Here is a 12,815-nt window from a genome sequence, read left to right as displayed (position 1 = left end):
GTGGTCCACAGGGCGGTTGTGCGCTATCCGGCACAGCATTCCGTACGAGGACTCATTCACCTTCGAGTACCGTTTGACGGCGGTCGTTCGCAACCTTCTTTATTCGCTCACCTGTCCCTGCAGATAGAGATGGCTGTACTCTGGCTGGACGAGATCGGTGCCGACGACCTCGAGACGGTCGGCGGCAAAGGTGCTTCCCTGGGCGAACTTACTGGTGCGGGGTTGCCAGTCCCACCGGGGTTCGTGGTGACCGCGGGCACGTACCGGTCGTTCATCGAATCGGCCGAGATCGACGAGGACCTGTTCGACGCCGTCGACGTCGACGCGGACGACTCGGCCGCGCTCGCCGACGCCGCCGACCGCGCACAGGAACTCATCCTCGAGACGCCGTTCCCCGACGACCTTCGTGAGGAAATCCTCGAGTCCTATCGCGAGGTCGGCGACGGCGAAGCGTTCGTCGCCGTTCGCTCCTCGGCGACCGCCGAGGACCTGCCCGATGCCTCCTTCGCAGGCCAGCAGGAGACCTTCCTCAACGTCACCGAGGAAGACCTGCTCGACCGCGTCCGAGAATGCTGGGCCTCGCTGTTCACCCAGCGAGCGATCTACTACCGCCAGGAGCAGGGCTTCGAACACGACGTGGTCAACATCGCCGTCGTCGTCCAGCAGATGGTCGACGCCGAGAAATCCGGCGTGATGTTCACCAGCCACCCCTCGACCGGCGAGGCGACGATGATCATCGAGGCCGCGTGGGGACTCGGTGAAGCCGTCGTCTCCGGGGCGGTCTCGCCCGACAACTACGTCGTCCCGCGTGACGACGGCGACCTCGACGTGACGGTGGCCGAGAAGAAGGTGATGCACGTCAAAGACGAGGAGACCGGCGAGACCGTCGAGAAGCCGGTTCCCGAGGACAAACGTGACGCGCGGGTCATCAGCGACGAGGAGATCGACCAGCTCGTCGCGCTCGGCGAACGCGTCGAGGATCACTACGACGCCCCACAGGACGTCGAGTGGGCCATCGCCGACGGCGACGTCTACATGCTCCAGTCCCGCCCGATCACGACGATCGACGAGTCCTCCGATGCGCCGGACCCGGTCGACGACACTGTCAACGCTGCAAGCGGGGTCACCGACGGCAGTGGTGCCGTGGGCGCGACCGCCGGCTCGACCAGCCAGCCCTCCGGAAACGTCCTCGTCGACGGCCTCGGCTCGAGCCCCGGCGTCGTCTCCGGGCCGGCCAAGATCGTCACCAAGCTCGACGACCTGGCGAAAGTCGCCGAAGGCGACGTCATCGTCACCGAGATGACGATGCCCGACATGGTCCCGGCGATGAAACGCGCCTCGGGGATCATCACCGACGAGGGCGGCATGACCAGCCACGCGGCCATCGTCTCCCGGGAACTCGGCGTTCCCGCCATCGTCGGCACCGGTAACGCCACGACCGTCCTCGAGGACGACCAGGTCGTCACGCTCGACGGCGACAAGGGCTCCGTGCTCGAGGGTCAGGAAGTCGAGCCGGACGAGGAGACCGAACCCGTCGAGGAGGTTCGCCCGCAGTCACCGGTCAAGCCGATGACCGCGACGAAGGTCAAGGTGAACGTCTCCATCCCGGAAGCCGCAGAACGCGCGGCCGCGACTGGTGCTGACGGCGTGGGGCTGCTCCGGACCGAGCACATGATCCTCTCGCTCAACCAGACCCCCGAGAGCTACGTCGAGGAGAACGGTCCCGACGCCTATACCAAGGAACTCGTCGACGGCATCCGGAGCGTGGCCGACGAGTTCTATCCGCGCCCGGTTCGCGTGCGCACCCTCGACGCCCCGACGGACGAATTCCGTCAGCTCGAGGGTGGCGACGCCGAACCCCACGAGCACAACCCGATGCTCGGCTACCGTGGCATCCGGCGCTCGCTCGATCGCACCGAGATCTTCCAGTACGAACTCGAGGCGTTCCGCCGCCTCTACGAGATGGGCTACGACAACGTCGAGATCATGTTCCCACTGGTCAACGACGCCGAGGACGTCTACGCCGCGAAACGGCAACTCGAGGCAGCGGGGATCGACCCCGACAAGCGCCGCTGGGGTGTGATGATCGAGACGCCCGCCTCCGCGCTGGCCGTCGAGGGGATGGCCGCCGCGGGCATCGACTTCGCCTCCTTCGGCACGAACGACCTCACCCAGTACACGCTGGCGGTCGACCGTAACAACGAGAACGTCGCCGATCGGTTCGACGAACTCCACCCCTCCGTTCTGGCCCTGATCGGCGACGTCATCGAGACCTGCCGCGAACACGACGTCGACACCAGTATCTGTGGGCAGGCTGGCTCGAAGCCCGAAATGGTCCAGTTCCTCGTCGACGAGGGGATCAGTTCGATTTCGGCGAACATCGACGCCGTCCGCGACGTCCAGCACGAGGTCAAACGCGAAGAACAGCGCCTCCTGCTCGAGTCGGTGCGGTAGCTACTCGTCGATGCCAGTTCCGATCCTGTAGCTGTCTGTTCGACGGATCTGCTGGTCGAGAACCGTGCCCTGTCGGGCGTTTCCCGTCGAGGATGAACTCTGCCGGATACTGGTGACCCGATCACGCAGCCAGAATACGATAACCGGTTCGGACCCACTCTGGGCCGATCGGTCACCGGTTCGGAGATGAGTTACGCTATCGGTTGCCGGTAGGGAGCGTGTGGGATGTCAGCTCGCCGCCACCTCGGCACAGCTATCCAACGTTCATTGCCCGCTCGACGACCGATTCGCCGTACCTTTCTTGAAGGGTCTCTCGCTGGTCGGGACGGTGTTCGTAAACGTCCTGAAACAGGTCAATGGGTGTCTTTGCGGCCTGATAGGTCGCTTCGTCCCACATGCGGTCGCTGGTGATGGAAACCGTGACGTCTCCTATCTCGAGGGTCGCCGACCGTTCCATCGCGATTGCACCCTCGCCAGCTTCCTTGGCCGCTTCGAACTGTTCCATCGAATCGACGATGTCGCTCAGGCTCGGAACGTATTCGGTCAGTTCCACGAGCGTGTCGTGAAGTTCGTCGGCGTCGAGTTTTCGCACGCCGTCACCGGTATCGACCTCGTACGTCCCTTCGCCGATCGTCGTGAGTTCCAGATCGTCGCCCTCGCAGGCATACCGCCCGCCAGTGTCGACGAGTTCGACGTTGCGGTCACCGACATCGAGCAGCCACTGGCCGGTCGCCGGTGGAAGCGGTGACTCGTTCGCTTCGATCACCTGACCGGGTGTTAGCGACCAGATACCGAGCATTCCTTTCATCCGGTTGTCGGTCATACGCTCGTGATAGCCGTCGACGTCCCGGATGTCGTCGTACGGACCGTCGACTGCGATGAGTCCGTTGGCACTCGCTGCTCGAGAGGTGTTGTGGCGAAGCTCTGGCCACGGCGGTAACCCGCCTGTCGACGTGATCGCGCGCATGTCTTTCGTGTAGTCGACTTCCCCGTCGACGAGGAGGAAGAGCCGCTCGAGGTTGTTCGTCGGTTTGCCAATCTCATCGCGGAGGTCGGCAAGTGCCAGCTCGGCCTGTCCGCTCTCGACGATGACCGACATCGAAAGTCGGCGTTCCTCGAGTCCGTGTTCGCGCTCGACGATCGTCAGGAACTCGTCGGCCTTTTTCCAGTCGTCGATATCACCGACTTCGGGGATAACGAACCCGTCGAGGTGCTCGAGGGCCCCCCGGTCGGGATCGGCGATCTCGAGCATGTGCTGAAAGCCCTGGAATCTCGTTTCTGGGCTATCCCGGTGCCAGACGACGCGAGGGTGGATTTCGCCGGGGACGTCCGCTCCGTGCTCGGAGACGACGTCGATGATGTTCTCGGCACCCTCGTCACGCATCGACGGTGCAGTCGCGTCCTCGTTGTCCGGCACCCACACGTCGGGGGCCTCCATGCCACGAAGCTGGGCCGCACGCCGCAACATCGCCGCGGAATCGTCTTTCCCCTCCACGGCCGTCGGGGACGTAAAGAACGTCCGGACGAACGATCGTTCGTAGTGTTGTGAGTAGCTCATGGTCTCGCTGGAGTCAGTCGTCGGTCTCCGACGTCAGGGGATCCGACTCTTCTTCGGTGTACCCTGCGGATTCAGACATTCGCTCGCGGGCTTCGGGATCGAACTCGGCTTCGATCTCCTGATACCGGGGAACGAACGACAGCTCGTGGTGACTCTCGGTCTCGTGACCGAGATACCGGTCCTCGAGGTCGAATTGCGCCTGTTCGTCGTTCTCGGCGATGTTCACGAGGTCCTCGTAGACGGCGTGGGCACCGGAGTGCAGCCCGTAGAGGGTGATGAAGATGTAACTATACCCGAGGTCACCCAGTTCCTCGAACGTCAGCGGTTCGTCCTCCTCGCTCCAGGCGAACGACGAGGAGTAGTTGAACGCGAGGTCGAGGTCGGGATGGGTCTCGTGGATCGTCTCTGCGTAGTTGATCGCGTCCTCGCGGGAGGGATCGGGCATCTCCGGCCAGACGAGGTCGACACCGGCGTCGGCGTAGATGCGGCCTCGCTCGAGGTGTTCCTCCCAGTCGCCGTTAGCCGACCCGTACGCGTCGGTTCGCGCAATGATGACCGTGTCCTCACACTGTTTCGCGTCGACTGCGGCTTCGAAACGCGATCGGGCCTCTTCGCGGCTGACGATCTGTTTTCCGGCGATGTGACCGCAGCGCTTCGGCGAAGTCTGGTCTTCGATGTGGACGGCAGCGACGCCGACCTTCTCGTACTCGCGAACGGCGCGGCGGACGTTGTGAATTCCGCCGTAACCGGTGTCGCAGTCGGCGATCACGGGAAGGTTCGTCGCCTCGACCATCCGCTTGGCGTTCTCGACCATTTCGGTCATCGTCACCATCTCGAGGTCAGGGAATCCGAACTGACCGAGAACGGTCGAATACCCGCTCATGTACGCGGCGTCGAGACCGGCCATTTCCGCAAGGCGGGCGTCGAGTGCGTGATAGATTCCGGGTGCGAACGTGTACGATTGCTCCTCGAGCAGTTCGCGAAACTGTCTGCCAGCTGGATTGTCGATACTTCGAGTGAAAACGTCGTCGTCGAGTTTTGACGGATACATTGTGCTGTGAAATTAGTCCATCGGCTGTGACCGCCGATCTCGTTCGAGCGGTCGAAGATCAGGAACGAGCGGTGCCTCTTGCTCGGCTTCTAGCGTCCGATCCCGGGACTGGTTTGTCGCTGGGGTTTCGGTGATACGGGGCCCAGTGACCGTGTCACCGGACAGGCTCATCGGGGTGAGTGGTGCACCTGCATCTTCGACCCCGTCTGTTCCACCGCGCGCCGAAAGTGAGGCGTCCGGTGAATCCTGTTCGATCGGTTGTGAACCGTTGACCTCTGTCGTCTTGTTGGAGCGAGTCATGTGTATGCTGGTGGTGAGTTCACGACGAACCGCCGACACGGACTGCATTCTTTCATCATCGTTCACCACGGTCCTGGGGAAGAATTCGTCACTGATAAAACTAATCCTAGATTGTGCTAGTACAAATCTAGTTGCCAAAGTATAGTTTCACTATTGAAGGTGAGATTGTACACCGTGTCAGCGTGGTTACTGGGTGTGCGAAGCACCTCGTGGACAGAACATGCTCGCGCCGAGTGTCGAACAGCCTCATACTGACATCATCCCTACTCGCTCACGGCTGCCGCCGCTCGTCCTTGATGCAGCCGAACACAACCGCTTCGAGTCGGCCGCCTGGGCCGCTACAACGCAGGGAACTCCGCTTGATAGGTCGTCGCCTCGAGTCGGTCCTCTCGAAGCGGCCAGAACGCTACCAACGTCGCGGTTTCTCCCTCAACTGCTCGTGAGGTGTGGGGTACTTCCGGCGGAATCACCAGTGTATCGTAGGGCTCGAGCTCGACTCGCTCGCCGTTAACGAGGAAGTCGAGGCGACCCTCGACGAGCATATTCAGTTGCTCGTATGGATGAGTATGTGGCTCACTGTCGGGCTTCTCGGGACTGATCTTGGAAAACCCGACCATCTGGTCGATCCCACGAAAGAGCACCTGTTCGAACCCCGGTTCATCACGGTACGGTGCGATGTCCTGTAAGTTGTATACGGATGGAATTTCGGATGGGTCGTAGTCTCGCGGCATAGTGGAACGTCCCGCCCGTCCACAATAAAAATGTTTATTTATTAATGTTCTGCGCCCGTACTTATGTGTTCCTCACGTAGACGACCGTCGACTGGCCCGGTGATATGTGGCAGGGTCGACGTCTGGAACAGTGAGGCCTGATTTCGCAAAACTCGTTGTAACCGGGACACCCGAGCCAAAAAGTCGAACGGTTAGTCGCAGTCGAGCCGGGTGATACCATCGGTGGCCGTTTCGATGGTTCGGCTGGTATCTCGTTTCGCTCTGGGAGCACCGTCCGAATACGACCACAACTTCGTCACCGGTCGCCGTCTCGAGGCTCCGAAAACAGGCCGTTGACGACGACGTCGATGAGGACGTCGCGGGTCTCCTCGTACTCCGGCCCCGTGTTCGCGGCCACGGGGATGTTTTTCGCCCGGCTGACAAACACGAGTTTCCGCAATAGCGCGTCGACCATCTCCCGATCGTCGATCCTGAACGCCGGATCGTCGACCCACTCCTCGAGCGTGCTCAATCGTCGGCCGCGTATCGAATCGACGATCTCCGCTCGTTCTGCATCCGAAAGGCGTGACTGGAGCGATCGTAACTCGCCCTCGACGATGAGCCGGTAGATGAGCGGGTTGCTCTCGACTTCCTCGAACATCGTCTGGAGCACCGCTCGAGCCTGTTCGCGCGGCTCGTCGACGTCCTCGACTGCCTCCTCGGCTGCCGTGTGAAACGCTCTGTGCTCCCGGAGGAGTACCTCCACGTAGAGTTCCTCTTTCGAGTCGAAAAACTGGTAGAACGTGCTCGTCCCGATGTCGACCTCGTCGGTGATATCCTTGATGCGCGTGCGCTCGAGTCCGAATTGCGCGAACTGCCGCTGGCCGGCCTCGACGAGGGCCTCGGTGATCCGCTCGCGCTCGTCGTCGCTGAACCCTCTCATTTGGCTATCGTCGTGAACGGTAGCTGTGTGTATGTACGGTTTGGTTCGTGGCTATTCCGGACGCGCCGTGACAGTTGTCCCACCACTCCCCACCGGGTTGGCTGATCCATGATGAATACACAAACTCAGAAATCAAAACGTTTTTGATTCGCAGGTACGGAGTGTTGATATGGAAGCTGAACGGACTATTCCTGTCGGTGAAATGTCGAATGCGCCCTCCAGCGACCGTCGGTGCCGAACAGCGACCTCGCTCGAGGCGGTGTCGTCGACGTTCTCGGTGAGTTCGTCGGGGGCGGTCGAATGACCGGGCGCTCGGTCCGCGCGCTCGTGGTCGCACTGTTGCTCGTCACGAGCCTTGCGACGGTGGGTGTTGCCGCCGGCGAAAACGGAGAGACGGAAGAGGAACTCGAGGAGCTACGTGAGGAGAACACCCAGCTTCGCGAACAGTTAGCCGGGTTAGAGGGGCAGATGGCTGCCGCTGAGCAGCAACAACAGGACCGTCCGCTCTTGCGCGGCTCGCCCGACCTCGACCTCCACGTCCCCAACCCGACCGTTCACCCGGGTGAAACCCAGGAAGTCACCCTCGTGATCTCCAACGGCGGCGACCTCAGCATCGGCACCGCCGAATCTCGAGACGTCGTGACCGCCGCCCGCGACGTCACGGTCGAGGCCGACGCGAGCGGGACGCCCCTGACGGTCGAATCGGGAGAGCAAGCCATCGGAACCGTCACCGACGCCCAGCCGGGTCAGGCACCGATCGCGATCAGCGTCCCCGACGACGTCGACGCCGGCGAGTACACGATCGACGCCGACATCTCCTACGCCTACACGTACCAGCAATCGGGCAGCGGTGTGACCTACGACCGAACCCGAACCTGGTCGACGTCGTTCGACGTCGTCGTCGACGACGAGGCCCGCTTCAAGATCGTCGACGTCAACACCGACGCCCAGGTCGGCGATATGGGAACGATCGACGTCGAACTCGAGAACATCGGCGAGGAGACGGCCACCGACCTGAACGTCGTCCTCGAGTCGTTCGACGAGGGACTCGTCTTCGGCGAGAGCCTCCAGAGCGCGGCCCGAGTCGACGAACTCGAGCCCGGCGACACCGCCACCGTGAGCTACGACGCGGCCTTCGCCGACGGGACCTCGGTCCGCAACTACCCGCTCGAGGCGACCGTTCAGTTCAAGACCGAGGACGGACTCGACCGCGTCGACGAGCGCCTCGCCGCCGGGGTGATGCCGGGTGCCGAACAGCGTTTCTCGATCACCGACGTTCACTCGACTCTCCACGTCGGCGAGGACGGCCACCTCGAGGGATACGTGACCAACGAAGGCCCGAGCGACGCCGAGAACGTCGTCGTCCGGTACACCGAGGAGTCACAGAACGTCATCCCGATCGAGACTGCGATCGCCGTCGGCTCGCTCGAGGCCGGCGAATCCGCTTCGTTCAGCCTCCCAGTGGACGTGAGCGGCGAGGCCGAGGCGATCGACCGCGAGATCGATCTCGCGGTCCAGTACCGCAACGAGGACCTCGAGGCTCGCCTGTTCGAGGACGCAGCGGCGATGGTCAGCGTCGCCGAACAGCGCGACGAGTTCCTCGTGGACGTGACGCCGACCGAGATCGCCGCCGGTGACTCCACGCTCGTCGACGTCGAAGTGACGAACAACCTCGATCAGACGGTCACGGACGTCGAGGCGAAGCTGTTCGCCAGCGACCCACTCGACAGCGACGACGACGAGGCCTTCGTCGAGAGACTCGATCCCGGCGAGACGGTGACATTGACGTTCGACCTCGAGGCGGCCGGCAGCGCGACGGCGAAGACCTACCCGATCTCCTTCGACTTCCGGTACGACGACGAGCGCGGGAACAGCCACCTTTCGGGGACGACCCGCGTCGCGGTCGACGTCACCGACGGCGGCGGCGGGCTCCCGCTCGGGTTGATCGCCATCCTCACGGTGTCCGGTCTCGGAGCCGGCGCGTACGTCTACCAGAGGCGATAGATGTCACAGTCACTCGGTGACCGGATCGAACGGGAGACCGCCCGGCTCGGCGAGTTGATCGTCTCGCGACCGCGAGCGATCGTCGTCGCGTTCCTCCTGTTGACGGTCGTGTTCGCTGGCGGCATGACGATGATCACGTCCGAGGCCGACGCGACCGACGCCTTCACGGAAGGCATGCCCGAACAGGAGGCTCTGGATGCCATCAACGAGGAGTTCGAGGGACCGTTCACCGTCGATCAGGAGAGCACCCAGCTGCTGCACACCGGCAGCGACGTCCTCACACGAGAGGAGTTGCTCGCCGTCCTCCGGACGCTCGAGGCGGTCGAAGACGATCCACAGCTCAGGATGGAGTCGGCGAACGGACCGGCGACGATCGTCGCGCAGGCGATCGACCCGGAGGCCGAGACGGCCGCAGAACAGCGACGGGCTGTCGAGGGTGCGACGGAGACGGAGGTTCGACAGGCCATCCAGGCCGTCAGCGACGATCCGCAGTTCCAGGCGATCGTCTCCGACGACTTCAACCCGAACGAGGCGACGGCGTCGGCGTCGATGACGGTCGTCTCCCACCAGGTGCCACCTGAGTTCGACGACGACGACCTCACCGAACTGCAGACGAGCGTCGCTACCATCGCCGACGGTGAGTCGAGTGACATCCGGGCGTTCGGTGCCGGGATCGTCAACGAGGAGTTCGAGAACATCATCGGCGACTCGCTGGCGATCGTGATGCCGATCGTGATGGTGCTGTTGCTCGCGTTCCTGATCGCTGCCTACCGCGATCCGATCGACCTCGCGCTGGGGCTGTTCGCGCTCTTGTTGACGATCATCTGGACGTTCGGCTTCCTCGGCTTCTCTGGGATTCCGTTCGACCAGCAACTGATCGCCGTTCCAGTCCTGTTGCTGGCGGTCGGCGTCGACTTCGGGATCCACATCATCAATCGCTACCGCGAGGAGACGGTTCAGGGGTACAATCCGATCGCGGCGATGCAGACGGCGAGCACGCAGCTCATGACCGCGTTCGTCATCGTCACCGTGACGACCGTCTTCGGCTTCGGCGCGAACGTTGTCTCCGACCTCGAGCCGATCCGGAACATGGGGATCGTCTCGAGCGTCGGCATCGTCTTTACCTTCCTCATCTTCGGCTTCTTCCTCCCCGCGGCGAAACTCGAGGTCGACGAGTTTCGCGAACGCTACGGCGTCCCCGAGTTCAACTCGACGCCGATCGCCTCCGAGGATTCCTCGCTCGGTCGCGCCCTCTCGATCTCGGCCATCGTCGGCCAGCGCGCGCCGGTCGTCTTCGTCGTCGCCCTCCTCCTCGTCGGCGGCGGGATGGGGCTCTACGGCGCCGGCGTCGACACCAGCTTCGATCAGGAGGACTTCCTCCCACCCGAAGAGGAAGCCTGGTACGTCGAGCACATCCCCGAGCCGTTCGCCCCCGGCGAGTACACCGTCACCTCGACGATCAACACGCTCGAGGACAATTTCGAGGCGAATCAAGACGAGTCGATCACGATATACGTCGAAGGGCCGTTCGAGGAGGATCACGCGCTCGAGGCGCTCGTGGCGCCAGACGAGGAGCCCACCGATAGCCTCGCGGTCGGGCCGGGCGGGACGGCCGACGCCCAGAGTATCGTGACGGTGATCCAGTCCTATGCGGCCGAAGATCCGGAGTTCGGCGAACTCGTCGATCGCAACGACCGTAGCGGCAGCGGGATCCCCGACCGGAACCTCGATCGGATCTACGACGAACTGTTCGCCTCGCCAGCGGGGCCACAGGCAGAACAGTACCTCTCGGAGGATCGCCGCAGCGTGCAGGTCGAGTACTCGATCGACGCCAGCGCGACGCAGGAGGAAGTCGCAGCCGATGGCGCGGAGTTCGCAGAGGAGTTCCGCTACACGGCGACGGCGACTGGGATGGTCGTGATCTTCGATGCAGTTTCGGACATCATCTTCGAGTCGGCGATCCAGGGCCTCGTCCTCGCGATCGTCCTCTCGGCGGTGTTCCTCGTCATCTCGTATGCCATCCTCGACGGCAAGCCCCTGCTCGGCGTGGTGAACGTCTTCCCGATTGCCATCGCCGTCGCGTTCCTGCTGGGGACGATGCGCGCACTGGGGATGCCGCTGAACGCGATGACGGCGACGATCCTCTCGATCTCCATCGGGGTCGGAATCGCCTATTCCGTCCACGCGACGGCCCGATTCCTGGACGAGTACGGCGAAGATGCAGACGTCTTCACCGCGCTCACCACGACGCTGTCGGGGACCGGCGGCGCGCTCGCGGGCAGCATGCTGACGACCTCGCTCGGAACCGGCGCGCTCGCGTTCGCGATTACGCCCGTCCTCGGGGACTTCGGGCTCCTGATCGCGCTCAGCGTGTTCTACTCGTTCGTCGGGGCCGTCGTCGCGCTCCCGCCAGCGCTGTTCCTCTGGGCACGCTACGATCAGGCTGACGGTGGCCTCCGGGAGTTCGTCTCGAGCGCCCGGCAGTGAGCTTTCAGGGTCTCGATTTCTGTGGCCCCTTCCCTGCGAGGCAGTTTCCGTGATCGCGTTGCTGTGGGCTCCCGTGATGGGACATCGGTTCTGACAGGCCGAATTGGGCTCCGCGTCGGTTGGTTCCGTGCCAGTATGCGACGGACAAACGCAAGTACTAAGCCGTTGATGATCTTTCCCCGTGGTATGCAAGCGGAGCCGCAGGCGTTCGATCGGGTGCTCTCCTCGATGTGCACGGAGCCACACCCGGTCGCTCGCGAGGCGGCCGAACGGTTTCTCGCGACCAATCCCGGTGACCCCGGAACCTACCCGACTATTTCGGCACTCGAGGACGACGCCATCGCTATCCTCGGCGAGATCGCCGGTCTCGAAGAGCCTGCGGGCTACCTCGCAAGCGGCGGGACCGAAGCCAACATCCAGGCGATGCGGATCGCCCGCGAACGCGCCGATACCGACCGGCCGAACGTCGTGATGCCCGAGTCGGGCCACTTCAGCTTCCGCAAAGCGGCCGACCTCCTCGAGATCGAGTTGCGGATCGTGCCGACTGACGAGGACCACCGGGCCGACCTCGAGGCCGTCCGGGCCTGCGTCGACGACGACACCGCCGCCGTCGTTGGCGTCGCCGGCACGACCGAGTACGGCCGGGTCGATCCCATCCCCGAACTCGCCGAAATTGCCCACGAGGTGGGCGCGACCTGCCACGTCGACGCCGCCTGGGGTGGGTTCGTCCTCCCCTTTACGGACTACGAGTGGAACTTCGCCCACGCGCCGATCGACACGATGGCGATCGACCCCCACAAGATGGGACAGGCCGCCGTCCCCGCCGGCGGGTTGCTCGTCCGCTCGAGTGACCTGCTGGACGAACTCGCCGTGGACACGCCCTATCTCGAGTCGACCTCGCAGGCGACCCTGACCGGCACCCGGTCGGGTGCGGGCGTCGCCAGCGCCGTCGCCGCGATGGAGGAGCTGTGGCCGGGCGGCTACCGAACCCAGTACGTTCGCTCCCAGAACAACGCCGAGTGGCTCGCAGACGCCCTCGAGAAGCGCGGCTACGAGGTCGTCGATCCCACGCTGCCGCTCGTCGCCGCGGACGTCCCCCGGTCGACGTTCGACGCGCTCCGTGGGCGTGGCTGGCGCATCTCCCGGACCGCCACCGGCGAACTCCGGGTCGTCTGCATGCCCCACGTCACCCGGAAGATGCTCGCTGCCTTCGTCGCCGATCTGGACCGACTCGAGGTGCGCGCCAGCGTGCCGGTCGTCGCCGACGACTGAGCGATCACCGGACCCTGCGACCCGTCGTGGTTTTCT

General features: G+C 63.8%; 8 protein-coding genes. 4 read left to right on the top strand and 4 right to left on the bottom strand.

From position 1 onward, the window contains the following. The first annotated feature begins 129 nt into the window (after positions 1 to 129). Positions 130 to 2,454 (top strand): phosphoenolpyruvate synthase, encoded by a 2,325-nt coding sequence (ppsA, locus tag B1756_RS06550; RefSeq protein ID WP_086887816.1) that lies wholly within the window; start codon positions 130 to 132, stop codon positions 2,452 to 2,454. 253 nt (positions 2,455 to 2,707) lie between these two features. Here ppsA and aceB read toward each other — a convergent pair whose 3' ends face one another. From aceB to B1756_RS06525, 4 genes are all read right to left on the bottom strand, one after another. Continuing rightward, positions 2,708 to 4,012, bottom strand: coding sequence for a malate synthase AceB (gene aceB / locus B1756_RS06545; protein ID WP_086887815.1), 1,305 nt, complete (start codon positions 4,010 to 4,012; stop codon positions 2,708 to 2,710). A gap of 13 nt (positions 4,013 to 4,025) precedes the next feature. After that, a complete protein-coding gene (aceA, locus tag B1756_RS06540; RefSeq protein WP_086887814.1) occupies positions 4,026 to 5,063 on the bottom strand; it encodes an isocitrate lyase in 1,038 nt (345 codons plus the stop codon). A gap of 638 nt (positions 5,064 to 5,701) precedes the next feature. Next, entirely contained in the window at positions 5,702 to 6,094 is a 393-nt protein-coding gene (locus B1756_RS06530; protein ID WP_086887813.1) for a cupin domain-containing protein, read from the bottom strand. A 295-nt stretch (positions 6,095 to 6,389) separates the two neighbouring features. Beyond that, entirely contained in the window at positions 6,390 to 7,016 is a 627-nt protein-coding gene (locus B1756_RS06525) for a TetR/AcrR family transcriptional regulator (protein ID WP_086887812.1), read from the bottom strand. 231 nt (positions 7,017 to 7,247) lie between these two features. Between B1756_RS06525 and B1756_RS06520 the strand changes: the two genes are divergently transcribed. The 3 genes from B1756_RS06520 (at position 7,248) to mfnA (ending at position 12,779) form a co-directional block, all read left to right on the top strand. Next, positions 7,248 to 9,020: a COG1361 S-layer family protein gene (locus tag B1756_RS06520; protein WP_228434509.1), complete on the top strand. Its 1,773-nt coding sequence runs from the start codon at positions 7,248 to 7,250 to the stop codon at positions 9,018 to 9,020. Beyond that, on the top strand, positions 9,021 to 11,507 hold the full coding sequence (locus B1756_RS06515) for an efflux RND transporter permease subunit (protein ID WP_086887811.1): 2,487 nt from the start codon (positions 9,021 to 9,023) through the stop codon (positions 11,505 to 11,507). Between the two features lie 186 nt (positions 11,508 to 11,693). Further along, a complete protein-coding gene (gene mfnA / locus B1756_RS06510; protein ID WP_228434507.1) occupies positions 11,694 to 12,779 on the top strand; it encodes a tyrosine decarboxylase MfnA in 1,086 nt (361 codons plus the stop codon). The last annotated feature ends 36 nt before the right edge of the window (positions 12,780 to 12,815 follow it).

The sequence above is a fragment of the Natrarchaeobaculum aegyptiacum genome, from assembly GCF_002156705.1.
GTDB lineage: Archaea > Halobacteriota > Halobacteria > Halobacteriales > Natrialbaceae > Natrarchaeobaculum > Natrarchaeobaculum aegyptiacum.
This window is presented reverse-complemented; position numbering and strand designations above follow the sequence as displayed.